This is a genomic window from Segniliparus rotundus DSM 44985 (assembly GCF_000092825.1).
GTDB classification, from domain to species: Bacteria; Actinomycetota; Actinomycetes; order Mycobacteriales; family Mycobacteriaceae; genus Segniliparus; species Segniliparus rotundus.
In genome coordinates, this window is the sequence record NC_014168.1 from 1,910,614 (window position 1) to 1,935,725 (window position 25,112).

Consider the following 25,112-nt stretch of genomic DNA (forward strand, 5'->3'; position numbering starts at 1 on the left):
ACAGGGGGTCGGCATGTTCCGAGTGATGCTCTTCGAGCCGAGGATCGCGGGCAACACCGGCAGCCTCATCAGAGTTTCCGCAGCGACCGGCTGCGAGCTGCACCTCGTCGAACCCTTGGGCTTCGGCCTCTCAGAACCGAAACTGCGCCGGGCCGGCTTGGATTACCACGACCTCGCGCATGTGGTCGTGCATCCTGGGTTCGACGAAGCTTTGGCGGCCGTGCCGGACGCGCGGATCTTCGCCTTCACCGTCGCCGGCTCAACCCGCCACGACAACATCGCCTACCAAGCGGGGGACGTGCTGCTGTTCGGCCCCGAGCCGACCGGGCTGCCCGCAGAGGTGGCGCACCACCCCAGGGTGTCGGACCGGGCGCGTATCCCCATGTTGGCTGGCAGGAGGTCGTTGAACCTGGCGAACGCCGCGACGATCGCGGTGTACGAGGCCTGGCGCCAGCACGGTTTCGCGGGCGGTTCCTGACCCCTAACGGAGCATCACGCGCACGAGCTGGCGTTTGGCGCGAGTGAACGGCGGGTAGAGCAACGGCAGATCCGGCCAGGTCTTCAAGGACAACACCGCGCGCAAATGGCTGAAAGCGCGGAAGGCGAACTCGCCCTTGGCGAGGCCGTACCCGCTCGCCCCGACGCCGCCGAACGGCAGCATCGGCATGCCGAAATGGAAGACCGCGCAATTCACCACCGCTGCTCCGGAGCTCGTCTCGGCCATCACCTGCTCCTGCACTGTTTTGGACTCGCTGAAGATGTTGACCGCGAGCGGGTGCGCCCGCTCGCGCACGAACGCCGTCGCCTCAGCGAGGGACCCGACGGACAGCACCGGCAGGATCGGCCCGAAGATCTCCTCGTTCATGAGCGGCGAACTCGGTTCGGGGTTCACGATGACGGCAGGTTCGACCCGGAGGCTCTCCAGGTCCACCGCTCCTTCCAGGACGCGCTCGCCGCCGCTGGACTCCAACAGCCGGGCGATGTGCTCTGCGTGTTTGCGGTTGACGACCCGGACGTCGCGGCCCGCGTCCGTTCGTTGCTTTTTGAACTCGGCGACGAGTTTGCGCACGAACTCGTCCGCCACCGGCTTCTCCACCAGCACGTAGTCCGGGGCGATGCAGGTCTGTCCGACGTTGATGAGCTTGGTGGAGACGATGCGCCGCGCCGCCACGTCCAGATTCGCGTCTTTCGCGACGATCGTCGGGCACTTCCCGCCGAGCTCAAGGGTCACCGGAGTGAGGTGCTCCGCGGCGGCCGCGGCGACGATTTTGCCGACTCGCCCGCTCCCGGTGAACATGATGTAGTCCACCTTCTGCCCGATCAGCGCCTGCGTTTCCTCCGGGCCGCCTTCGACCACACGGACCGCGTCCTTGTCGAGATAGCGCGGCACAAGCTCCGCGAGGACCCGGGACGAGGCGGGCGTCATCTCAGAAGGCTTCACAACCACGGTGTTGCCTGCGGCGAGCGCCCCGATCAGCGGGCCGAGCGACAGGTTGATCGGATAGTTCCACGGGCCGACGACCATGACCACGCCACGAGGCGTGGGCGCGTAGCGCGCTTTGCCGAGCGCCTTGAACGAGAGCGGCAGAGCGACTTTCGTCGGCTTCACCCATCGGCGCAGGCGCTTGCGCGTGAACGCGATTTCCATAGTGACCGCCTGGATCTCGACCATCCAGGTGTAGAACGCGTCCCGGCCCAAGTCTTGTTCGACTGCGTCCGCAATGGCCTTTTCGTTCTCGACGAGCAAGCGCTCCAAGGCGTCCAGCTGGCGCAACCGCCAGTCGACGCTCTTGGTGCGCCCGGAATCGAACGTGGCGCGCAGGTCCGCGACGACGCTTTTCGAACTGCGCGCGGAGAGCGTTTCTTGGATGTGGCCATTCGTGCGGACAGTCGCAGTCATATCGTCCCTTTCATGCTGGTCGGCAAGGAGTGATCCAGCGCTGTAGCGCATAGCACATGTATAGTCTACGCCACATTTTCGGCAATCAGCTCAGGTCGGACACATCTGGCAGGGCGAAAGCGTGGCAGGAAAACGAAGGCTGGGGAACGAGAGGGGACCTGCGCCGAGCGCTTAACAGACGCCCGGGAAACATGGGAGCGGATGACGGGAATCGAACCCGCGTCATCAGTGTGGAAGACTGCGGCTCATTGCTGATGAAAAATAACCGAGCATGTGTTTTCTCTGCAGAGAACACACAACTGCAGCCTCTGTTGTCGCCAAGAGAGCGAGCTTCAACAGCGACGGGTTGCCTGAACCTCCCGCGACCGTCACGACCTGGTCGTCAGAACGCAAAAACCGCCCCGACTTGCGTGGGGGCGATGACAGTAGGTGACAGTAAAAGCCAGCCGCCCGCCCTGGGGCCGTGATCGTGCGGCACTCCCGCGAAAACCGGGGATGAAGCGTCGGAGACCTCGCTCTCAAAGCCGGGGGCGCAACCTTTTCCGCCCACGAAGCCGAGACGAACCCCCTCACCGCCAACGCGGGCGACCTCATGAAGATCACCGACACGCTGCATTTCGACCTCGATGCAGTGCTCACCGGCCAACGCCAGGACAACCCTGCCGAAGAACTGGACGACAGCCACGCCGAGACACAGGAGTATCCTGTTCCCGCGCAGACGGAGGAACGAATGGGACAACCGCTGAACGCCGACCAAGAGGTGATGCTGGCGTACGCCGAGCAGACAGAGCAGATGGCGCTCATGCTCGACGGCACCATCGCGTTCGACCCGAGCGTGTTCCAGGGCATGATGATGACCGCCCTCGGCCCGGTCGGAGCCCCGTTCGCCGCAGCGTTCACAGCCGCGATCACCAACCAGCACATCAACGCCCACGAGGTCGCAGCGGCCTTGCACGCGCACGCCCAAGCCACCCGCGAATCCGCCCTGCACTACCAGACCACAGAAGAACTCAACGCCGCCGAACTCGCCGCCGACAAAGACCTCGCTGAAGAACTCGGCGACCAACTCGACAGCGTCAAGAGCGAAGCGGCCCTCCCTGCCTTCCTCAAAGACCAGCTCGACCCCCTGGAACCAGGCCAGACGCAATTCGTGGGCGACATCGCCTCCACCCGTCATGAATTAGAGAAGGCAGGGATCAAAGGCGCGGACCTCGGCATACCCGCCAAACTCGCGGACGGCACCCCCATCATGCTCTTCGGAGATTCCAACAAGCCAGGCGAGACGGCCGGGTACAACGGCGGGATCGTCGCTGCGAAAGTCGAGAACACGCCTGAAGGAGTAAAAGTCACAGCCATCGAGGGATGGGGACCGGGGCAGCTTTTAGCCGACCACCAACTCGCGCCCGAGCACCAATACTACCCAAGCGGGGTTATCACCCTCTCGGACGGACGACAGTTCCTCAACGTCGCCAACGTGTATGTGGGTGACAACCCGGACGGCTCTCCCCTCTTCGAGCCGCAGTATTCCCACCTGGTGCAGATCGGTGGTGCGGATGGAAACTGGCCGACCGTCAGCGCGGACACCCCTTCCGGAAACTTCCTCACCTACGCGACGGGAATGCAGTTGGATGACCATGTGTGGGTAGCTGCGACGGAGAACACCAACGGCCCGATCAGCCTCTACAACATTCCCGTTGACGAGATCACGGACATGGGCAGTTGGTCGCAGTACCAAGTGGGAGATCCGATCACCAACGACGGGGGCGCTACACCGAACATGATCCGCGTCGGAGATCAGTACGCCCTCTCCTACATGGGCGACGGCGGTCTTCACGTCATGCTTGCTGACAACCCCGGAGATTTCGCCGGGGTGCAAGCCCAACTCGTGGACTTGGAACACAACGACTATCCCAAACCACCCGGATTCGGCCAAGCATACGGCGGCTACATCCTCCCCGACTCCCAGCCAGACGACCTGCGCTTCGCAGTCAGCTACTGGGACACAGAGGGCAAGGGCAGCGAGCCCTACGGGGTTGGGGAATGGCGGTACCGCCCGCAGTGAACATACAGCTAATAGAGCTAGGATCGACCCCATGAGGACTTTGCCGAAAGCCTTGATCGCCGCTGCCGCCGTGTTCGCGGCAGCACAGCAAATCGCGTTAGCCAAGCCAGCCGCACCCGACTTCGGGCAATACGCACAGGAAAGCGCGGACGACTACACCCTGTGCTCGGGCGCGGACCACGGGCCAAAGCATTGCGTCGTCGCTTTCAAATCCTCGGATGACACCAGCGGCTACCTCTGCTACATGATCCCCTCGACCACCTCAGCTCGGTGCGTGAACATAACCGGCCCCACGGTCGAGGGCCGGGTCCAATCGACGGGATCTTCGCAAGTATCCAACTCGTCGGCTGAACGCGACGGGACCGCAGAGGCGGTGCAGGAATTGCAACCGCTACACAAACTCGTCATCGAAGGCTCCCCCGAAAACCATCTCGCGTGCGGCGCGGGCGAGGATGGTTCTGTCGCGTGTCAGAACGCGACTGGGCACGGGTTCGTTCTCTCCCACGACAGCGCACGGACCTGGTGATACCAGAGACAGAGCCCACGATGGCTAAGACCAAAAAAGTCCTCCCGTGGGTGTTTGGGATCGCCATCGGCATTCTGATTTCCATCCTCGCCATCGGCGCGTTTACCTGGTACTCGTTCGAGCAGTCCGCGAAACCGGACCACGACGCAGCGCGGGCTGAGGAACTCGCGAAAAAGTACGGCGGGATCGTCCTGCCGTCAAGCGCGACTGTCGTCCAAGCCACGACACGGGAGGACTTCCAAGGCGGACAGGACTCCGTGATTATCACCAGAATTCCCCAACAGGATGTCGAAGCGTTCGCCAAAAACTCCAAAATCGAGTCCTGGACAAGCGCGGCGCCGAGCAGTGTCGACGCGGACTGCACAGGCATGGCCCACTCCTGGGAGGGGTACGTCATGACCAACAAAAACGGTGGCAAATGCCTCCTCGACCACGCCTTCAACGGCTACAGCGAACGGAAACTCGCCCTCCAACCCCAACCAGACGGCACCGCCCTCGTCTTCATCGCCGTCGCCAATCCGTGACCCAGCATATGCAATCGGCCAAATTTCCCGCTGTGTCGTGGGCGGCTGCGACGTGGAGCGCGCCAATTATCACAGCGGTTTGCGAAATCCTGTATTCGATCATCGGCTACTTCCTCCCCCACGAAGCCGCCAGCCAACGCCCCGCGCTCATCATGAACTTCTCGGTCATGGCGTGCGCAGCGCTGCTGCTGCCCCTGATATGGAGAACCCCCCGATGGCGCGGAGCGGCCATAGGCCGCCTCATCGTGCCAGTCGTGCTCGCCGTGCTGAGAGAGAACGTGACATTTTGAACGACAAGACCAAACCCGAGAACAACGCGCCAGCGGACAGCCCCGTCAGCTTCCTCTCATGCCTGCTCGCCAGCGGAATTCTCATCCTCTAGGATTCACCCTCGAATCAAAATTCGGGTTCATCCTCCTTGCCTCGCTCGGAGTGGGCGTCTACATGTTCAGGGCAGATGAGCGATGGCGTAACACCGGAAGAGGGGTCATGGCGGCTTCACTGGCCGGCATGGTCTTCTGCTTCGGCTGGCCGGTCTTCTCCATCAGCATCCCCGCCGCGTTCTTATCAATTCTGCACCACTGAGACGGTTCCAGCTATAGCGGTTGCGCTCTGCGCTCTCAAGAGCGCTGAGCGCGCCATCACGCCACCCAGCACCAACAGCACCGCCGCAAAATCTCAGGATCAGCAGCAGGACGACCCCGAGCCGAAGCGTCTTAGCCCCAGATAGGGGTGGATTGCTCCGGGCCAGCCGCTTCGCCCCGCTCCGCTTTGGAGAAATGCTCGCTGGCGAGGGGGTAGAGCACCACGTGGACGGCGCGTTGCATCTGCGTCATCCCGACCAGAACCGACGCGGTCCTTGCTCATGACCTGAACGCGCCGCCTGCTGCCGTCCTCGTCCGGGGGAAGCTCGCGACCCCTCACCCACATGAGATCTGAGTCAGGCTTGTAGAAAAAACACTCGCCTTTGAGCCGTCGAGGTTTCGGGCGTTCCGCCTTCGTTCTGCCTGCAATTCCCACTCATCCCGATTGTCGCGACGCCCCGACGGCCTATGGCGGCGGCACCTAACGGCAACCAGCGGAAACGCTAGACGGAGCAAAATGGGCTGAACTGGTATCACTTTCGTCGTGAACTGGGATTTCCTTGGAGCGGATGACGGGAATCGAACCCGCGTCATCAGTTTGGAAGACTGAGGCTCTACCATTGAGCTACATCCGCGACAGCCCGCTCGGGGCAGGCCATGTCGATACTACAGACAACGTCAAATCAGCGTAGGCCTCGTGAAGTTCGATCGGCCAAGTCCGAGCGTTCGGGAGCTACGCCTTCTCCAACTCGCCAGTGCGCTCGTAATGGGCCAGTTGGTCGATGCGCCTCTGGTGGCGGGGCTCGCCGGACCATTGCGCGGCGAGGAAGGCGTCCACGATGGCCAATGCTTCCTCTTCGGTGTGCATACGCCCGCCGATGCCGATGAGCTGGGCGTTGTTGTGCTCGCGGGCGAGCTGGGCGGTCTGGGGGCTCCACGCGAGCGCGCAACGCGCGCCCGGCACTTTGTTCGCGGCGATCTGCTCGCCATTGCCGCTGCCGCCGAAGACGACCCCCAAGCTGCCGGGGTCGGCAACGACCTGTTGGGCGGTGTCGACGCAGAACGACGGGTAGTCGTCCTGCGGGTCGTACTCGTACGCGCCACAGTCGAAGACCTCGTAGCCTTTGTCGAGGAGGTGGCGTTTCACAACGCTTTTGAGCTCAAAACCGGCATGGTCGCCGCCGAGGTAGATACGCACCGATCCAGTCTTGCAGACATCGGACGGCAGCGGGCGGGCACCCCCGAGGACACTGCTCCGACCCCGGCGGCGCAATTTCAGCTGAACCATATGTTCCGCTGCTAGGCTCCTGCGCTGTGACGGACTTTTCACACAGCGGCGGCTCGGGCCACCACCCTCGCTTCGCCCAACCGCAGACGTACCAGCACCCTGACGCCATGCGCCCGGCGCACCAGCAGCGATTCACGATCCCGCGCCACCCCGGCGAGATCCCCTTGCTCGTCATCACGATCTTGTTCGTGCTGTTCGTGTTCGTGTTGGTCTTGGTCCTCGCCGTGTTCGCCTATCTGGGGGTGCAAGACAAGGCAGCGGTGGACCACGGCATGATCGTCATCGCCCATCCGCGGCTCACGGAGCGGCTGGGGGCGGTCGCCCCGTTCTTCTTCATCATGCTCACACCGCTGCTCGTGCTGTTCGGCCGAGGCGTGCTCTGGGGCATTCGGCGCTCGCAAGCCGTCGAGATCACACCGACGCAATTCCCGCAGGCGTATCAGATGGTGGTGCACGCCGCGCAGCACTACGGGCTGAAGAAAATCCCCGAGGCCTATGTCATGTCCGGCAACGGGTCGATCAACGCGAACGCCTCAGGCCACGGCTTCCGCCGGTTCATCACCGTCTACAGCGACCTGTTCGAAGTGGGCGGCGAGGCCCGCGACCCGGACGCGCTCGCCTTTGTCATCGGACACGAGTGCGGCCACATCGCGGCCGGGCACACAAGCTACTGGCGGATGCTGGTCTTCCAAATCGCGCAGTACTTCCCGCCCCTGCAGATGGCGCTTTCCCGAGCGCAGGAGTACACCGCCGACAACCACGGCTACAGCGTCTACCCGCAAGGCGCCATGGGCACCATGCGTCTGCTGTCGGGCGGCAAATACCTCAACCACCAGGTTGATGTGGACGCCTACGCCGACCGCGCGGCGAGGGACCGCGGGTTCTTCGTGTGGTTCGTGAACTTCCTCGCGAGCCACCCGATTGGGACGTGGCGCGCTTGGGCGCTGCGCGACCGTTCGAAAGCGGGCAAGCTGTTCTTCGCGCCGAAATTCGTCCCCGGCGTGGTTGCGCCGAGATCCCCGCAACCAGCCACGCCACCGCCAGGAGCCATCCCGTCGGTGCCGTTCGGCCGTGTTGCGGCTTCCGTCGCCACGTCGCACGAAAGCACGGCGCAACCGCGACACGGCGACGTCCGCCCGGAGCCGACAGGCCAATGGGCGCCGCCGCACGGCCAAGGCCCGACCCCGCCCGCTTAGAAATCGAACTGCGGCCCTTCGGTCCGGCTGCGCTTGAGCTCGTAGAAGTACGGGTAGTTCGCGAGCGCCACCGCGCCGTCCCACACCGCCCCGGCCTCCTCGCCCTTGGGGACGCGCGAGAGCACGGGGCCGAAGAACGCGACGCCGTTGATGTGGATCGTCGGCGTTCCGACGTCGGGCCCCACCTTGTCCATGCCCGCATGATGGCTGGCACGTATTGCCTCGTCGTGCGGACCGGATCCGAACGGCTCCGTGTTCGCCGCGTCGATCAGCTCGGCGGGCAAACCGACCTCGGCGAGCGCCGCTGGAATGAGGTCGCGTTGTTCGGGGCGCGGGGCGTCCTCGGGGCGGTTCTGATGGATACGCGAGCCGATCGCGGTGTAGAGCGGGGAAACGATCTGCTCGCCGAACTTCTCGCGAGCCGCCTCGATGACGCGGACGGCGGGAAGCGTCTTCGGCATCCGCTCGCGGTAGAAGTCGGACAGGCCTTCCCTGCCTTCGTTGAGGACGTACAGGCTCATGATGTGGAACTTCACTTCGACGTCGCGGACCTTCTCGACTTCGAGGATCCACCGGGACGTGAGCCAGCACCACGGGCACGCCGGGTCGAACCAAAACTCGATCAGGTCTTTCTTGTTCTCTGGCACGGGGCTCCTCCTGGTGTTCTCTGTGACGCTGTTCTCGGTGACAGTTTTCTTGATCGGCCATTTTCCAGTGGCGCTGTGCGCGCCCGGCCGATGCGCGATACCACATCGGCAACTTTTTCTACAACGCCACTGCCTCGGCGCGCATTCCCACCCGGTCAGTAGTCTGTCAGCAACCGACCGGCGACCCCAGGAGGCGACGAAACGTGGCGAAGGCAAACCTCACCCGCACAAAGGCCCAGGAGCGCGCCGCGCTGCTGGAAACCGAGCACTACCTGATCGAACTGGACCTCACCGGCGCGAGCGAGACGACGTTCGAGTCGAAGACGACCGTGGCGTTCCGATCCAAAAACCCGGGAGCTGAGACGTTCATCGAGCTGATCGCGGAGGAAGTGCGCTCGGCCACGCTGAACGGCGCCGCCGTGGACGTGAGCGCCTACTCGCAGGACAAAGGCCTCGTCCTCTCGAACCTCGCCGAGCACAACGAACTCGTCGTGGACGCCGTCTGCCGGTACTCGCGCAGCGGCCAAGGCCTGCACCGCTTCGTCGACCCCGCCGACAACAGCGTCTACTTGTACACGCAGTTCGAGACCGCGGACGCGAAGCGCATGTTCGCCTGCTTCGACCAACCGGACCTCAAAGCAGTCTTCGAGCTCAAGGTCAAAGCCCCGGCCGAATGGGAAGTCGTCTCGAACGCCGAGCTGGCGAGTGTCGAAGAGGACGGCGCGCTGCGCGTTTTCGCGCCCACCAAGCGGCTTTCCACCTATCTCGTCGCGCTGGTCGCCGGGCCCTACGCGAAATGGACGGACAGCTACGAGGACGAGCACGGCACGATCCCGCTCGGCGTGTACTGCCGTTCCTCGCTCGCCGAGTCCATGGACGTCGAGCGGGTCGTCGAGCAGACCAAGCAAGGCTTCGGTTTCTACCACAAGCACTTCGGCTTCCCGTACCCGTTCGGCAAGTACGACCAGCTGTTCGTGCCGGAGTTCAACGCGGGCGCGATGGAGAACGCGGGCTGCGTCACCTTCACCGAGGAATACGTGTTCCGGTCCAAAGTGACCCAGGCGGCCTACGAGCGCCGCTGCGAGACGATCCTGCACGAGATGGCGCATATGTGGTTCGGCGACCTGGTGACCATGCGCTGGTGGGACGACCTGTGGCTCAACGAGTCTTTCGCGACCTTCGCCTCGGTGCTCTGCCAGGCGGAGGCGACGGAGTACGCGGACGCGTGGACCACTTTCGCCTCTGCCGAGAAGGCGTGGGCGTACCGCCAGGACAACCTGCCCTCCACGCACCCGATCGCCGCCGACATCCCGGATGTGGAGGCCGTGGAGGTGAACTTCGACGGCATCACCTACGCGAAAGGCGCGAGCGTGCTCAAACAGCTCTTCGCCTATGTCGGACGCGAGCCCTTCCTCGCGGGGCTGCGCGAGTACTTCCAAACCCACGCCTACGGCAACGCCGAGTTCAAAGACCTCGTCGCGTCTCTGGAGAAGTCGAGCGGACGCGACCTGTCCGGCTGGGGCGGGCAGTGGCTGAAGACCACCGGGATCAACCCCATCGGCCCTTCGTTCGAACTCGACGGAGAGGGGCGCTACGCCTCGTTCGCGGTCGAGCAGGGCGGCGCCGCCCCCGGCGCGGGCGAGACCCGCACGCACCGGCTCGCAGTCGGCGTCTACGGAGACGAGGACGGCCGGCTCGTGCGCGCCAAGCGGGTCGAACTCGACGTGGAAGGCGCGCGCGCCGAGGTCGCCGAACTCGCCGGAGCCCCCGCCGGAAAGCTCGTGCTGGTGAACGACGACGATCTCACCTACTGCTCCTTGCGCCTGGACCCCCGGTCGCTGGAGACGCTCAAAACGCGGATCGCCGACATCGCCGAACCGCTGCCCCGCGCCCTTGCCTGGTCCGCGGCGTGGGAAATGACGCGCGACGCCCGGATGAAAGCCCGTGACTTCCTGGTCCTCGTCGAGCAGGGCGTCGCGGCGGAGACCGATGTCGGCGTGCAGTCGAGGCTGCTGCAACAGGCGTTGGTCGCAGTCAACTCGTACGCCGATCCGCAGTGGGCGAAGGACGAGGGCTACGCGCGCCTGGCCCAGCTCGCGTTGCGCTGCGCGCAAGGCGCGCCCGCCGGCTCGGACAGCCAGCTCGCCTTCGTGAACGCGCTCACGAGCAGCGTGCTCGGACCCGACGAGGCCCGCGCGACGCGGATCCTCATCAGCGGCTCGGACCCGTCCAGCGTGGGACTTCCCGGTCTTGTCGTGGACACCGACCTGCGCTGGCGCCTGACGATCTCGCTCGCCGCCGCCGGAGAAGTGGACTCCGATGGGACCGACTCCCCCATCATCGACGCGGCACAAGCGAACGACAAGACCTCGAAGGGCGCGCAACAAGCGGCACAAGCCCGAGCCGCCCGACCGCAGCCCGAAGTGAAGGCGCAGACGTGGGAGCGCATCATGCGCGAAGACGACCTCGCGAACACGACGTTGCGCGCGCTGATCGCCGGATTCGCCTTCCCCGGCCAGCAGGAGCTGTTGGAGGACTACACCACCCGGTACTTCGAGGAAATCCCGTCCGTGTGGGAGGAGCGCACCGGCGAAGTCGGCCGGACCATCGCAGCGGGGCTGTACCCGTCCTGGTCGATCAGCGACGCGTCAGTCGGCCTCGCCGACGAGTTCCTGAGCAGGTCGGATCTCTCACCAGGTCTGCGCAGGCTTGTCCTGGAAGGCCAGGACGGGGTGCGCCGGTCGCTTCGGGCGAGCGTATTCGACGCCGAGGCATAGCAGCACACCGCACTAGGCTGGTCGGTATGGCTGAGATCAACCGCCGCGACCTTTTGATCGGCGGCGCCGCCGTCAGCGCCGCCGCTGCCGGGCTCGGGACGTTCGAGCTGATGCGAGCGCCCGGAGCCGACACGGCCAAACCGAACATCCTCGTCCTGGTCTGCGACCAGCTGCGCGCACCGCAGTGGTTCCCCGAGCAGCACGACCTCGACGCGCTCCTGCCGAACATGGCGAAGCTGCGCGCGGCCGGAGTCTCATTCGAGTCGCATTACAGCGCATCCAACATGTGCACCCCCTCGCGAGGGGTGATGACCACCGGGCTGTATTCGCACCAGACTGGTTGCCTCTACACCTTCGGCGGACCGAAACAGCAGCCGCTCGGCGACAGCGCGGGGCATGCGCTGACCGACGAGTCCACGCTCTCGCCGAAATTCCCGACTTGGGGCTCCATGCTCCGCGAACAGGGCTATCGGACCTGGTGGTGGGGGAAATGGCATCTCGGAGCCAAAGCCGACGCGAGACCCGGAGCCTTGGAGGAACATGGTTTTTCCGGCGGCACGTGTCCTTCCCCGAACGGAGCGCCGCACCAAGGCCTCGACACCGACGGCGCGATCGTCGACCAATTCGCCGGATGGTTCGAAGCCGAAGCGGGCAAAGGACCCTGGTGCACCACTGTTTCGCTGGTCAACCCGCACGATATCTGCTACTGGCCCAAATGGCAGGAGCCAGCGGGGGTGCCGCGGCGCTTCACCGCTCCGGCGCCGAACTTCGAGACCCCCGACGACCTCGTCGCCCACGGCAAACCTGCCCTGCAACGCGACTACCAGCAGTTCATGCACACCATGCTGGGCCCGATCCCCGCTCGCGGCGAGGAGGCCGACCAGGCGTGGGCCCGGCAGCTGGACGTGTATCTTTGGCTGCAACAGCAGGTGGACTCCCAGATCGGGCGGGTGCTCGACACACTGGCAAGCCGCCCCGCCATCGAACGCGACACCATCGTCGTCTTCACCGCCGACCACGGCGAATACGGCGGTTCGCACGGCCTTGGCGGCAAAGGAGCGGCGGCGTACGACGAGGCGATCCGCGTCCCGCTCTGCATCCGCGACCCCAGCGGACGCCTCGTCCCAGAGCGGGGCGGCACACGCGGCCACCTCACGAGCAGCGTCGACCTCGCTCCGCTCGTGCTCACCCTTGGCGCGGGCGGGAGCCAATGGCGCGGCGACCCACGCTACGCGCATCTGCGAGACAGGGCGGACATCGCCGCCATAGCCCGCGATCCCGCCGCACGAGGACGGCCGTGGATCGCGCACGTCACCGACGACCTGAACATCGAAGAATTCGGCGCCGTTCTGCCCACCGCCGCCCCCGGGCACATCATGGCGGTGCGCACCCGCGCGGCAAAACTGGCCGTGTACTCGCGCTGGCGGACCGGCACGATGGACATCGACCCCCAAGCTCCGAACGAGCGCGAGTACTACGACTACGCCACCGATGAGGGCAGACAGGAGATCGTCAACCAAGCTGGCCAGAACAGTCCCGGCGAGGAAGCGCTGCACGCCCTGCTGATCGGAGAAGTCATCCCCGAAGTCCACGCCCGGCTGCCTGGACGGCTCGCCGCGGCCCGCGAGGAAGGCCTTGCCGACTTGCTCGCCATGCAAACCGCCCGCAAACAGCTGGCCCAAAAAGCTCTCGGCGGCGCTATCAGGTAGATTCAGATTCTGCTGTCGGCGGGCAACAGCACCTCTGCCCCGTGCGGGCAGCTGCGCAATAGGGAGAGCGGTGGCATGGGGACAGAGGTGGAATGCGGAGGTTGTCATGGGTGACGGGGCCCTCACCGTCGTGCCGCAAGATCTGCGTGACGCGGCGGCGCTGCTCAGTTCGTTCAGCCCGACGCTCAAAGAACTCGCGCAGCAGCTCGAAGCAGCGTCGGAAAGCGCCCCAGACGTCGGCAACGTCGCCGCGGCGGCGCAATACCAACATGGCGACTGGGCGTGCGCGCAAACCAGGTTCGAGGATCTGCGCGCGACCGCGGAAAAGCAGCACGACGAGACAGCGAACAAACTCAACGAATCCGCAGAGCACTACGAGAGCAACGACACCACGAACGCCCAGAACCTGACCTTGCATCCCCGCGAGGGCGGGCGATGAGCACAGTCTGGTCTGCGTTCGGGCTCGACGACCCGAAACAAACATGCGACCGGGTGCTGCGATCCAATCCGGCCACATTGCAGGACCGGATCGTGCTCTACAAAGGCGCGAGCCAGACACTCGCCGCCGTCGCAGACGGCATTCAGGAAGCCATCGGCAAACTCGACGGCTGGGCGGGCGGCGGGGCTGACGCCGCGCGGAACTACTTGCACCGCGAGCTTGAACAACGCAAAGAGCAGTCGCAGCAGTGCCAGACGGCGAGCGACTCCTACCGGCGCGTGTTGTCCGCGTTCCTCGAAGCGCAGAAAAAACTGCATGAGATCAAGCAGAAAGCAGAGCAGATCGACGGCATTTTCGACTCGGTCTGCAATGCTCTCGAACCGTTCGTCGACGGCGCGGGGCGGATCATCCACGGCGTGGAGGAAAAAGCGCACGGCTTCCTCGGTTTCGTGGAGCACATTCCAGTCGTCGGCAGCGTTGTGAAAGGCATCGAGCACATCGTGGAGCGGGTGAACGAAGCGGTGGTCTCCGCAGTGAAGAAGATCCCTGGGAGCACGCAGGTGTCGAGCTTCGTCAACTCGCTCGAACACTCGCAGAACAAGCTGCAAACCCTAATGGATTTCATCGAACCGCTCCGGCCTGACGCAGTGGGGCTGAATATGGCTGCGAACGACGTCCTCGAAGAATACGAGCAGGTCCTGCGCGCCGAATCCGGTGTTCTGACCGGCCTGCACGGCGTGGTGGACAAGCAAGCCGGTCCCGCTGACCGCCCTGGGGACGCGGAAATGCGGCGCGGCGCGCTGTTCTACAGCGTGTACGGACATGAACCCCAAACTCCTGAGGAGCTGCTCATGGCGTCCGCGCTCGACCCGAACGGCAGCGACAAGAACGACTCCGACCCCGAATCGCATATCGTGGTCATGCGGATCAAACCCGTGCCCGGAGCCGGGGTCGTTTACGGCGACGCGTTCATCCCGCAACCTCAAGTGCTGAACCCTGGTTCATTCCATGGAACTGCCCCTGGCGAGCTGCCTGGGGTGCCCCACAACTACGGAGACAATCGAAAATTCAACAAGAACGCCGCCCCTGATGAATCACGCATGAGCTGGTACATCGACTACGAACACGGCATTGTGGTGGCGAGGCAGAATGTCACCCACGCAAAAGATGGCGAAGCAGCCTCTGGCAACCCGCATGTGGGGGTGGAGCAGTCAGCGGACGGTCGCGTGCGGCTGCGCGTCGAAGGCACGGACGCGCTCGCGAACCCTGCGGGCGAGGCTGTCCACGGCTCGGTGAAGGCCGACCTGATCGTCGACCCGCACGGGGGGCAGGGCTTGGCTTCAGTCGGCGGACGGGTTTCGCAGTATCCGTCCTTCGAGATGTACCAAATGCAAAACGGCGGACCCCCAGCTACCCTCTTACAGCAAAAAGCTGACACGCAGCCACTTGGCACACCAGAATCCTGGGGCATGGGGCCTTTTATCGGCCTGAGCATGTACGGCAACGTCAACGCCAACGACCCCAACGTGCTCCAACAGTGGTACGACCACTACCATCCGGCGCAGGCCCAACCCAATCCGAACGGCGGCATCATCCTCGCCCCCGATCTGCAGTTCCAGCAGCACCCACTCCCCGACACCCCGTACCCGACCTTTGAGGACGGCCACCTCAATATTCCAGAAGCAACTCAGGTCCGATGATGAAAAGACAATGCTGGCTCAGGGGAAGCATCGCCGCACTCCTCGCGACAAGCACTCTCTCCGGCTGCGGCGTCTGGCCCTTCAACAAGGTCTTCCACGGCATCATCGAAGAAGGCAGCACCGTCACCAACACCTCACTCGGCATCACCTACACCATCCCCAAAGGCTACTACCAAGACAAACACGAAGCCACCACCATCAAACTTGTCATCTTGAACCAGCACGAAAACGGCCCCCACCAGCCAGGAAAAAGACCTTGGATCTATATCCAACGTGTCGATGAAGAACGCGAGAACTCAACCGAGCAGCCACTTGACGATGCCAAAAACCTCGCATTATCTTGGGTGGGCTATAAGGAGAATGCAGCTTCCAACATTCGTCAGAGCTCCTGGGACGGGCCGAACCTGCCCGGCGGGGAATACGCCTACGACTCCGTCAACGCCGACGGCAAACCCGAGAGCTGCGCAGTCGCAGTCGTCGGCTACCCCGGAAACCGCATACAGATCAACAGTATGGGCGGCAACGGGCGGCCCATCTACCTGCCCGAAGTCCGGGATGTCGCCCTCTCCGCGAAACCCATCGGTCCTCCCCACACATGAGCACGCCGACCTTCGAAGACAGCCACCTCAATATTCCCGAAGCGACCCAGGTCCGATAATGAAAACACACCGTTGGCTCCGAGGAAGCATCGCCGCAGTCCTCGTGACAAGCACTCTCTCCGGCTGCGGCGTCTGGCCGTTCAATCAGGTCTTCCACGGCATCATCGAAGAAGGCAGCACCGTCACCAACACCTCACTCGGCATCACCTACACCATCCCCAAAGGCTTCTACCAAGACAAATACGAAGCCACCACCATCAAAAGCGTCGCCCTGTGGCAGCGCGGACGAGGCCCTGACCACCCCGAAAAAGATCCGATGATCGATATGCAGCAGGTCAATTGGCCCGGTGTCGCAGATTCCACCGCTCCCCCTGTCGAAGACGCCAAAAGGCTAGCATGGGTGAGCAAAGAGGACACACTCACCAACGTCCACCAACTCTCCTGGGACGGCCCCAACCTCCCCGGCGGACTGTACTCCTACGAGAGCACAGCGCCAGACGGTCGGCATTGGAGCGGGGTGATCGCCGTTGTCGGCCACCCTGGACACCGCGTGCAGATCCAGGCACTTAACGGTCATGGCGGCCCCGCCTACCTGCCCGAAGTCCGGGATGTGGCCCTCTCCGCGAAACCCATCGGAGCTCCCCAGACATGAACGCGCCAGCTCCGAGACGACCGCGCAGTTCGCGGCGTTGCCTCATGACGATCCTCGCCGTAGCGGCGCTGGCTGGCTGCGGCGCTCAGTCGGACGAGGAATCCCATGGCGTCATCGAAGGCGGCAGCACTGTCACGAACCGTGACTTCGTCTCCCCCAACGTCGGCATCTCCTACACCATTCCCCACGGCTACTACCAGGACAAATACTTGGCGACCAAGGTTTCCGTCGCGAACCTGTGGCAACACGAGAACACGGAAAACAACAAGAACCGTCCCTACATCAGCATACGGAAAATAGAACAGCCTCTCAACAAGGAGCCCACATGGTACCCCGGAGATTGGAGACCCAACGTGCCCTTCATACCCCCGCTTGAGGACGCCAAGCATCAAGCTTTGGTATGGGTCGGCGGCAAAGAAGAGGCCGCCACCAATGTCCGCCAACTCTCCTGGGACGGGCCGAACCTCCCCGGCGGCGAATACGCCTACAAGTTCATCGACGCCAACGGCAATCGCCAAAACGTCGCCGTCGCCGTCGTCGGCAATTTTTACGACCGCATCATGGTCGAAGGGCTCAGCGCCAATGGACTCCCTGCTGATCTGCCCGACGTCCACACCGTCGCCGTCTCCGTGAAGCTCCTCCAAAAGACATGAGCATCCCGGCCTGTCCCCGGCCAGCGGGAAGTTGAGGCACAGCCTGGCTTGCGGTCTTCGCAGTCCCGATCACGCTGCTCACAGCGGGTGGCGCAAAGGTCAGGCTTGGCCTAGTGCCGCCGAGCGGCGACGGTGGCGACGCGCCGCAGCCACCATGTTGCGCAAAGAGGGCTGGAGCTGCCAGTAGTGCCGCGTCTTCAGGCCGCCGTCGGGGTTCACCCAGAGCCGGTCGAATTCCACGAATTTGAGCGCCTCGGCGATCCGTTCGTCCAACTCGTCAATGTCCGGTATGCGCGCCGAACGGCTCTCGTACACGCCGGGGCCCACATCGCGAGTCAAACCGCCGTTGCGCAGCTGTTGCAGCACCCAGGAGATCGAACGGGTCGCGACCAGCGCGGTGACGTCGCAGTCCATCTGCTCGAACGCCTCGACCACGAGGCCGAGGCTGGAGTACTCCAGATGGGTGTGGATCTGCGTCGCCGGGCGCGCGCCGGCGGTGGCGAGCCGGAACGCCGCGACCGCCCAATCCAGATATTTGCGCCTGCCCTGGGCCCGCAACGGGAGCAGCTCGCGGATCGCGGGCTCGTCCACCTGGATGATCCCGATTCCGGCCTGCTCAAGGTCCTCGATCTCGTCGCGCACGACGAGGGCGATCTGATCGGCGATCTGCTGCTGGGGCAGGTCTTCGCGCGCGAAGGACCGGGCCAGCATCGTCACCGGACCAGTGAGCACGCCCTTGACCGGCTTGGATGTGAACGACTGGGCATGGGTGATCCACTCGACGGTCATCGGCTTGCGCCGGGACACGTCGCCGTAGATGATCGGCGGGCGCACCGAGCGAGTGCCGTACACCTGGACCCAACCGTGACGCGTGGTCGCGAAGCCTTCCAGAAGCTCTGCGAAGTACTGGACCATGTCGTTGCGCTCGACCTCGCCGTGGACGAGGACGTCCAGGCCGATGTCCTCTTGCAAACGGATGATCCGCTCGATCTCGTCCCGCACCAACGCGCGGTACTCCTCCCAGGACAGGCGTCCTTCGCCGAGCTCGTACCGGGCACGGCGGATGTGCGGGGTCTGCGGGAAAGACCCGAGGGTGGTGGTCGGCGCTTTCGGCAGCTGGAAGCGCTCCTCTTGGAGCGCGCGGCGCTCCTCGTAGGGCGGGCGGACGCGGTCCTCGTCCTTGACGGCCGCGACGCGGTCGCGCACCGCCTGGTTCACATGGGGCTTCGCGGGGGAAGTTCTGCTCCAACTCGCCGGGGCGCCCTCTCGCAGCGCCTTGGTCAGCGCGACGACCTCGCCGACTTTCTGTTTCGCGAACGCGAGCCTGCCGTCGAGCTCCTCCGGCAAATCGTATTCGGCGAGCACGTCGTACGGGACGTGCAGCAAGGTGGTCGACGTGGAGACCACGATGTCGGGGACGACGTTCTTGAGCTCGGTCAAATAGCCCAAGGTGTCGAGACGGTCGTTGCGCCAAATGTTGCGCCCGCTCACCACACCGGCGTAGAGACGCTTGCGGCGCAGTCCGGGCAGGGCGGCAAGTTCCTCCGGCGGGATCGGCGCGGCCACCAGGTCAAGGCTGATCGCTTCCACATTGGACGACGCGAGCACCGGCAAAGCGTCGCCCAAATGCCCGTATTGTCCGGTGACGAGCATCCTCGGCCGGGCGGCAAGGCTCGGCGAGGAGAGCTTCGCGTAGGCCTCGCCGAGGAGCTCTAAGTCGAACTCGCCCCGGTCGGAGGTGAAAGCAGGCTCGTCGAACTGCACGCACTTCGCGCCTTGTTTCGCGAGCCGCTCCAAAAGGTCGAGGTAGGCGGGCAGCAGGTCAGAGAGTCGGTCGACCGGGCGGAAGTCCGCCCCTGCCTCGGGCGCGCGTTTCGACAAGAGCAGCAAGGACACCGGCCCGAGGACGACCGGACGCAGCTCCACCCCCCTGGTTTTCGCCCGCGCGTGCTCCGCCAGCAGCTCGTCGGCGTAGGACGACACCGCGAAGGCCGTGTCCTCGCTGATCTCGGGTTGGCGGTAGTGGTAGTTGGTGCCGAAGAGCTTGACCAGCTCCAGCGGCGGGAAATCCGCCCGGCCCCGGCACATTGTGAAATAAAAGTCGAGGTCGTCGAGCTCCGCGCGCAACGGCACATACCGAGGGCTCACCGCGCCGAAAAGCACGGCCGAGTCGAGGATGTGGTCGTAGAAGGAGAACGTGTTCCCGGGGACCTGCTCGAGCCCCATGGCGGCGAGTTCCTGCCAGGTCTCATCGCGCAGCTTCAGGCCAACAGCCTTGAGCTCGTCTTTCGTCACAGGGCCGTGGAAGTATCCTTCCAACGCGCGTTTGAGCTCGCGGCGCGGCCCTATTCGCGGATATCCGAGAATGCTCGACCCGTATTCCGTCTCGACAGGCGCCGACGCCGGGCTCATCGGAACGTTCCTTCCACGACGCCCAGCGCCATGCGTCCCCGCACTGCCGGAAGTTTCGACACGACTCGGGTCATGGCGCGCGCCTCAGCGGTTGTTGTTCGTGTACTGGTAGAAGCCGTGGCCGACTTTCTTGCCGAGACGGCCGGCCTCGACCATGCGCAGCAGCAGCGGCGGCGGCGAGTACAGCGACTGTTTGAACTCCGCGTACATGGAGTCGGCGATCGCCTTCGTGGTGTCGAGGCCGATGAGGTCGGTGAGTTTGAGCGGCCCCATCGGGTGGGCGCAGCCGAGCACCATGGTCTTGTCGATGTCTTCGACGGTCGCGAAACCCGACTCCACCATGCGGATGGCGGAGAGCAGGAACGGGACCAACAAGGCGTTGGCGATGAAACCGGCGCGGTCGGCGGAACGGACCACCTGTTTGCCGAGCACGTCGCGGGCGAACAGCTCTGCCCGCTGCGACACCTCGGGGGAAGTCATGAGCGTGGTCACGAGCTCGACCAACGGGAGCACCGGGACCGGGTTGAAGAAATGCATGCCGAGCACCCGATTGGACTGCTTGGCGGCCATGCCCAGCTTCATGATGGGGATGGAGGAGGTGTTCGAGGCGAGCACAGCGTTCGGGTCGGTGACCACGGCGTCGAGCTCTTTGAAGATTTCGGTCTTGACTTTCTCGTCCTCAAGGACTGCTTCGACCACGAGCTGGCGGTCGGCGAAGTCGCCGAGGTCAGAGGTGAAGCGCAATCGCCACGCGGCTTGCTCGCGCTCGCGCTCGGTGACTTTGCCGCTGGAGACCCCCCGGTCCAAGGAGCGCAGAATACGGGCTCGGCCAGCGGCGAGCAGCTCCCGTGTCGGCTCGTAGACCAACACGTCGGTGTGCGCCCTGGCGCACACTTCCGCGATCCCGGCGCCCATCTGCCCTGCGCCGATGACACCAACTCGAGAGATGCTGTCGCTCGTCAAAATCTGCTCCTCACCATCGAGGTTTTTCTCTCTCGATGAGCCTACCCCGATGCCCCTGGCGCTCGGCCAGGGGCATCGGGGCCGCTCGACTGTTCGTTTAGTGGAACTGGCCCTCTTCGGTGCTGCCCTTCAGAGCAGTGGTCGAAGAGGTCGGGTCGACCGTGGTCGCGACCAGGTCGAAGTAACCGGCGCCAACCTCACGCTGGTGCTTGGTGGAGGTGTAGCCCTGAGGCTCCGAGGCGAACTCCTGCTCCTGCAGTTCGACGTAGGCAGTCATGTCGCCCTCGGTGTAGCCCTTCGCGAGGTGGAAGGCGCTGTAGTTGAGGGCGTGGAAGCCCGCGAGGGTGATGAACTGGAACTTGAAGCCCATCGCGCCCAGCTCGCGCTGGAACTTGGCGATGGTGGAGTCGTCCAGGTGCTGCTTCCAGTTGAAGGACGGGGAGCAGTTGTAGGCCAGCAGCTGGTCCGGGTGCTCCTTCTTGACGCCTTCGGCGAAGGTCCGGGCGAGCTCGAGGTCGGGCTTGCCGGTCTCCATCCAAATCAGGTCGGAGTACGGGGCGTAGGCGATGGCCCGCGCGATGCAGGGCTCGACGCCGTTCTTGATGTAGTAGTAGCCCTCCGCGGAACGCTCTCCGGTGACGAACGGCTTGTCGCGCTCGTCCACGTCGCTCGTGATGAGCGTCGCGGCCTCGGCGTCAGTCCGGGCGACGACGACGGTCGGCACGTTCGACACGTCGGCCGCCAAGCGCGCCGAGGTCAGGGTGCGGATGTGCTGCTGGGTCGGCAGGAGCACCTTGCCGCCGAGGTGGCCGCACTTCTTCTCCGAGGCGAGCTGGTCCTCCCAGTGGGTGCCGGCGGCGCCGGCGGCGATGAAGGCTTTTTGCAGCTCGAACACGTTCAGGGCGCCGCCGAAGCCGGCCTCGCCGTCCGCGACGATCGGCGCGAGCCAGTTCTCAACAGACTTCTTGCCCTCTTGGCGGTCGATCTGGTCCGCGCGGATCAGCGCGTTGTTGATGCGGCGCACCAGGTTCGGAGCGGAGTTGGCCGGGTAGAGGCTCTGGTCCGGGTAGGTGTGCCCGGAAAGGTTGGCGTCGCCCGCGACCTGCCAGCCGGAAAGGTAGATGGCCTTGAGCCCGCCCTTGATGTACTGGACGGCCTGGTTGCCGGAAAGAGCGCCGAGCGAGTGGACGTAATCCTCGTTGTGAATGAGGTTCCACAGGGTCTCCGCGCCGCGCCGCGCGAGGGTGTACTCCTCGATGACGCTGCCTTGCAGCGCGCTCACCTGCTCTGCGGTGTACGTCCGGGTGATGTTCTTCCACCGCGGGTTGGTGTCCCAGTCTTTCTGGATCTGCTCAGCGGTGGGCGGCGTGCCTGCCGTGCTGATGTTGGCGCCCATAATGCCTCCTTGGCTGACGATTGAGGGGTAAGCCTGCCGCGGCTTTGTCGGCGCTTTCGCACCTCCTTCGCTTCGGCGACCTTTAGCATGGCACTGCCATCGGCGCAGGTCAAGTTGCCGAAAACTGCAAATCTCCGCTACTTTTTCACACAATTTTGCTAATCTTGCGAATCGATCTCTGCGAAATTTGCCCGGCGGCTTCTAAAAAGTACGCTTGTACTGTGATTTGTCCGGGGAAGGCCTCCAGGGGCCGCCCGGACAATCGGCCCGCGACACGGCCCGGCCAGACCGGCCGCCACGGTCCGGCTCTCGAAAATGTGGGAAACATCACGAGGGGATCTGCGTCTTTTCTTGCGGCCCCACGCCCCCGGCTTCGGCTATTTGCGCGGGCGAGCCTTCTCGATCTTGGCTATTTGGCGCTTGTAGACATCGGAGCCCGCGGCGAGGATCGCGTCGGAGGACACTGCGGCGGGGTCCAAGTCCCGAGACCCTGCGAGCACGCCCACCACCACATCGTTCAAGGCGCCGTAGAAGCACACCGCGACACGCGTTTGCTGGAAAGCGCCAAGGGTGAAAACCACCGTGAGCTTCACCCCGGCCGCGGTGGTCGCCGCGGTCGCGGGCGGGGCCAACCGCTCGGCCGCCAAGTCCAGCACGACCGCCCCCGAGGTCACCCGCACTTTCTTGCACGCGTCGACATGCGCAGGGATGTCACTGATACGGGGCCCCCGTGGCGCCACCTCGTCGGCCAGCAGGATTTGCGGACCCCACAGGGTGACCGCCGAGGCTTCGGGCCCCAAATAGGACATGAGCCAGTTCAGCTCCGTGCCGCAGGAGGGCGGGTCGAGTTGCGCCCCGCCGTTGAACATCCAATCGCGCACCGTGGTCACGATGCCGAGAGCTTGCTCCACCGAGCCAGGCTCCAAGTTGTACCCCTCGGGCGACTCCTCCGCCGTGAGCAGAAGACCTTGCGGGCCCGGATCTGCCGAAGCAGGCGAAATGGCGCTGGCTGCTGACCCAATCGCCAAGACGCTTGCGACAAGCAGTGACCTGATAGTGACCATATTGTGACTCATCGTAGCAAAACTTGCCCGCCGCTCCGGGTCTGTCGCGGGCGCTCGCGCTTATTCTGGTCTCGTGGTGAAGACATATGCGGGGCCCCGCCTGCGGCAGCTGCGGGTAGAACGCGGGCTGTCGCAGGTCGCGCTGGCCGCCGACCTCGCCATCTCGCCGAGCTACCTCAACCAGATCGAACACGACGTTCGCCCGCTCACAGTCCCCTTGCTGGTCCGTCTCTCCGAGACGTTGGGCGTGGACGCGGAATTCTTCACCGCCCAGGAAGAGGCGCGGCTGGTCGCGGAGATCCGCGAAGTCGCGATGGACACCGGGATCGACATCGGCGCGCATCCCGAAGCAGTCACCCAAGTCGTCTCCGCCCACCCGAAGTTCGCCCGGGCCATGCTGCAGCTCTACCACCGTTACCGCGAACTCGCCGACCAGTTCGCGGCGCTCGGGGAACTGCGGACCGGCGAAGCTCTGCCCGCCTCGGCGAGCATGCCGCACGAAGAAGTGCAGCAATACTTCTACGAGCGGCAGAACTACCTGGACTCGCTCGACCGCGCTGCGGAGGACGTGACCCGGCGGATGCGCATGAACGGCGGCGAGCTGCACACGGAGATTCCGACCCTGCTGCGCTCCTCGCACGGTGTGCGCATCGTGGAACGGGTGGACCTTCCCGACCGGGTCTCGCACCAATACGACCCCGCGACCCGCTCGCTGTCCATCGCGAACCGGCTGTCCCCCGGCCAACGGATCTTCAAACTCGCCACCGAGCTCGCGTTCCTCGAACACGGCGAGCTGATCGATGAGTTGACCGCGGAGGGAGACTTCTCCAGCGAGGACTCCGTCCGCCTCGCCCGAATGGCCCTGGCCAAGTATTACGCGGCAGCCATCGTCCTGCCGTATCGGCAGTTCCACGAAGTCGCCGAGGAATTCCGCTACGACATCGAGCGGCTCTCGGCGTATTTCGCCGTCTCCTACGAGACGATCTGCCACCGGCTCTCCACCATGCAACGGGCGAACCCGCGCGGCGTGCCGTTCTCCTTCGTCCGGGTGGACCGGGCGGGCAACATGTCCAAACGCCAGTCGGCCACCGGCTTTCACTTCTCCTCCTCGGGCGGCACCTGCCCGTTGTGGAACGTCTACGAGACATTCGCCTCGCCCGGCAAAATCCTCACCCAGCTCGCGCAGATGCCCGACGGGCGCAGCTACCTTTGGATGGCCCGCACGGTGGAGCGGCGCGCGGCGCGCTACGGCCAGCCCGGCAAAACCTTCGGCATCGGGCTCGGCTGCGAAACCCGCCACGCCCACCGGCTCGTCTACGCTGACGGCCTCGACCTCGCCAGCCCCGCCAACGCCACCCCGATCGGCAGCGGCTGCCGGGTCTGTGAACGGGAAAGCTGCCCGCAGCGGGCCTTCCCGCCGCTCGGCAGAAAGCTCGACCTCGACGAGCACCGCTCGACCATCACCCCTTACGCGGTCGAGCCCCGCTGAGGCACGCGGATCAAAACGTCCACGTCCGCTGCTGCGAAATCACAAACCCGTGATCAGGACCGCCATCGCCTTTGATAAGACAGGCAGTGAGATCATCCTGCCCCTCCACACAAGTGATATTCCCAAATACTATCTTCTTGTCTGGAGGCAGAACATTGCCGGGCGGAACCTTGCCGAGGCACCCCCACCCTTCTCTCTGAATATTTCCATGAGCATCCCAGCCCGCAGAGAGATGCGGGGATTTGCAAGGCGCATTGTCGGGCGGGGGAGGCTCAGCGCTTCCTGGGCCAGGAGGTGGTATTCCAGGGATTGCTCCAGCGCAAGTGATACCAATGGACGATGTCAGTTCTTTTTTGTACCCGAATCCGCATAAGAACTTCTGGCTCGGCGGTCGGAAGAACACGAACTTGGATTTGTATTGCTGGTTTAACAGATACTGTTTGCCGTCCACCTCGGTAAATCGGCCCAGGTCCGGGAACGGTCCTGGCGGCGATCCCGTCGAAACGGCGCTCGGCGGCATGGTCGAAGCCGT

At 64.4% G+C, this 25,112-nt stretch carries 21 protein-coding genes and 1 tRNA gene; 14 read left to right on the forward strand and 8 right to left on the reverse strand.

Annotation, left to right across the window (positions count from 1 at the left end):
* The first annotated feature begins 13 nt into the window (after window positions 1–13).
* Window positions 14–478, forward strand: coding sequence for a tRNA (cytidine(34)-2'-O)-methyltransferase (locus tag SROT_RS09460; RefSeq protein ID WP_013138804.1), 465 nt, complete (start codon window positions 14–16; stop codon window positions 476–478).
* A gap of 3 nt (window positions 479–481) precedes the next feature.
* On the opposite strand, the gene SROT_RS09465 is transcribed toward SROT_RS09460, so the two are convergent.
* On the reverse strand, window positions 482–1,900 hold the full coding sequence (locus tag SROT_RS09465; protein ID WP_013138805.1) for an aldehyde dehydrogenase family protein: 1,419 nt from the start codon (window positions 1,898–1,900) through the stop codon (window positions 482–484).
* Window positions 1,901–2,492: 592 nt separating this feature from the next.
* On the opposite strand from SROT_RS09465, the gene SROT_RS09470 reads away from it, so the two are divergent.
* From SROT_RS09470 to SROT_RS09485, 4 genes are read left to right on the forward strand one after another with little or no spacing between them, the layout of a single operon-like run.
* Window positions 2,493–3,962: a DUF4185 domain-containing protein gene (locus SROT_RS09470; protein WP_013138806.1), complete on the forward strand. Its 1,470-nt coding sequence runs from the start codon at window positions 2,493–2,495 to the stop codon at window positions 3,960–3,962.
* A gap of 31 nt (window positions 3,963–3,993) precedes the next feature.
* Window positions 3,994–4,488, forward strand: coding sequence for a hypothetical protein (locus SROT_RS09475; protein ID WP_013138807.1), 495 nt, complete (start codon window positions 3,994–3,996; stop codon window positions 4,486–4,488).
* Between the two features lie 20 nt (window positions 4,489–4,508).
* The gene (locus SROT_RS09480) at window positions 4,509–5,012 is read left to right on the forward strand and encodes a hypothetical protein (RefSeq protein ID WP_013138808.1); all 504 of its coding nucleotides are present in this window, start codon (window positions 4,509–4,511) and stop codon (window positions 5,010–5,012) included.
* Window positions 5,009–5,302, forward strand: a complete 294-nt coding sequence (locus SROT_RS09485) for a hypothetical protein (RefSeq protein ID WP_245535280.1) — start codon at window positions 5,009–5,011, stop codon at window positions 5,300–5,302. Before SROT_RS09480 ends, SROT_RS09485 begins: the two co-directional genes overlap by 4 nt.
* Before the next feature lie 855 nt (window positions 5,303–6,157).
* Here SROT_RS09485 and SROT_RS09490 read toward each other — a convergent pair.
* Window positions 6,158–6,231, reverse strand: a tRNA-Gly gene (locus SROT_RS09490).
* Window positions 6,232–6,329: 98 nt separating this feature from the next.
* On the reverse strand, window positions 6,330–6,794 hold the full coding sequence (locus SROT_RS09495; protein ID WP_013138811.1) for a ribose-5-phosphate isomerase: 465 nt from the start codon (window positions 6,792–6,794) through the stop codon (window positions 6,330–6,332).
* Between the two features lie 197 nt (window positions 6,795–6,991).
* Here SROT_RS09495 and SROT_RS09500 point away from each other — a divergent pair, with 197 nt between their 5' ends.
* Window positions 6,992–8,080, forward strand: coding sequence for a M48 family metallopeptidase (locus SROT_RS09500; protein ID WP_148223580.1), 1,089 nt, complete (start codon window positions 6,992–6,994; stop codon window positions 8,078–8,080).
* On the opposite strand, the gene SROT_RS09505 is transcribed toward SROT_RS09500, so the two are convergent.
* Entirely contained in the window at window positions 8,077–8,727 is a 651-nt protein-coding gene (locus SROT_RS09505) for a mycothiol-dependent nitroreductase Rv2466c family protein (protein ID WP_013138813.1), read from the reverse strand. The two genes, SROT_RS09500 and SROT_RS09505, sit on opposite strands and share 4 nt — an antisense overlap.
* A 203-nt stretch (window positions 8,728–8,930) precedes the next feature.
* Here SROT_RS09505 and pepN point away from each other — a divergent pair, with 203 nt between their 5' ends.
* The 7 genes from pepN to SROT_RS09540 all read left to right on the forward strand — a co-directional run bounded on the left by pepN (window position 8,931) and on the right by SROT_RS09540 (window position 17,256).
* Complete coding sequence (gene pepN, locus SROT_RS09510) at window positions 8,931–11,504, forward strand: aminopeptidase N (RefSeq protein WP_013138814.1); 2,574 nt, start codon at window positions 8,931–8,933, stop codon at window positions 11,502–11,504.
* 26 nt (window positions 11,505–11,530) lie between these two features.
* Window positions 11,531–13,213 carry a sulfatase-like hydrolase/transferase gene (locus tag SROT_RS09515; protein ID WP_013138815.1) on the forward strand — a complete coding sequence of 561 codons (1,683 nt, stop codon included), beginning with the start codon at window positions 11,531–11,533 and terminating at the stop codon, window positions 13,211–13,213.
* Window positions 13,214–13,319: 106 nt separating this feature from the next.
* Complete coding sequence (locus tag SROT_RS09520; RefSeq protein WP_013138816.1) at window positions 13,320–13,652, forward strand: type VII secretion target; 333 nt, start codon at window positions 13,320–13,322, stop codon at window positions 13,650–13,652.
* Window positions 13,649–15,352, forward strand: a complete 1,704-nt coding sequence (locus SROT_RS15680; RefSeq protein ID WP_013138817.1) for a hypothetical protein — start codon at window positions 13,649–13,651, stop codon at window positions 15,350–15,352. Before SROT_RS09520 ends, SROT_RS15680 begins: the two co-directional genes overlap by 4 nt.
* The gene (locus SROT_RS09530) at window positions 15,349–15,951 is read left to right on the forward strand and encodes a hypothetical protein (protein WP_013138818.1); all 603 of its coding nucleotides are present in this window, start codon (window positions 15,349–15,351) and stop codon (window positions 15,949–15,951) included. Before SROT_RS15680 ends, SROT_RS09530 begins: the two co-directional genes overlap by 4 nt.
* A 103-nt stretch (window positions 15,952–16,054) precedes the next feature.
* On the forward strand, window positions 16,055–16,603 hold the full coding sequence (locus SROT_RS09535) for a hypothetical protein (protein ID WP_041407153.1): 549 nt from the start codon (window positions 16,055–16,057) through the stop codon (window positions 16,601–16,603).
* 44 nt (window positions 16,604–16,647) lie between these two features.
* Window positions 16,648–17,256 (forward strand): hypothetical protein, encoded by a 609-nt coding sequence (locus SROT_RS09540; RefSeq protein WP_013138820.1) that lies wholly within the window; start codon window positions 16,648–16,650, stop codon window positions 17,254–17,256.
* Between the two features lie 99 nt (window positions 17,257–17,355).
* Here the strand turns inward: SROT_RS09540 and metE are convergent, their stop codons facing one another.
* The 4 genes from metE to SROT_RS09560 form a co-directional block, all read right to left on the reverse strand.
* Window positions 17,356–19,668 (reverse strand): 5-methyltetrahydropteroyltriglutamate--homocysteine S-methyltransferase, encoded by a 2,313-nt coding sequence (metE, locus tag SROT_RS09545; RefSeq protein WP_013138821.1) that lies wholly within the window; start codon window positions 19,666–19,668, stop codon window positions 17,356–17,358.
* 84 nt (window positions 19,669–19,752) lie between these two features.
* The gene (locus SROT_RS09550) at window positions 19,753–20,631 is read right to left on the reverse strand and encodes a 3-hydroxybutyryl-CoA dehydrogenase (protein ID WP_013138822.1); all 879 of its coding nucleotides are present in this window, start codon (window positions 20,629–20,631) and stop codon (window positions 19,753–19,755) included.
* A gap of 97 nt (window positions 20,632–20,728) precedes the next feature.
* The gene (aceA, locus tag SROT_RS09555; protein ID WP_041407877.1) at window positions 20,729–22,015 is read right to left on the reverse strand and encodes an isocitrate lyase; all 1,287 of its coding nucleotides are present in this window, start codon (window positions 22,013–22,015) and stop codon (window positions 20,729–20,731) included.
* Between the two features lie 389 nt (window positions 22,016–22,404).
* The gene (locus SROT_RS09560; protein ID WP_013138824.1) at window positions 22,405–23,091 is read right to left on the reverse strand and encodes a hypothetical protein; all 687 of its coding nucleotides are present in this window, start codon (window positions 23,089–23,091) and stop codon (window positions 22,405–22,407) included.
* 73 nt (window positions 23,092–23,164) lie between these two features.
* Between SROT_RS09560 and ramB the strand changes: the two genes are divergently transcribed.
* On the forward strand, window positions 23,165–24,580 hold the full coding sequence (gene ramB / locus SROT_RS09565; RefSeq protein WP_013138825.1) for an acetate metabolism transcriptional regulator RamB: 1,416 nt from the start codon (window positions 23,165–23,167) through the stop codon (window positions 24,578–24,580).
* Window positions 24,581–25,112 lie beyond the last annotated feature (532 nt).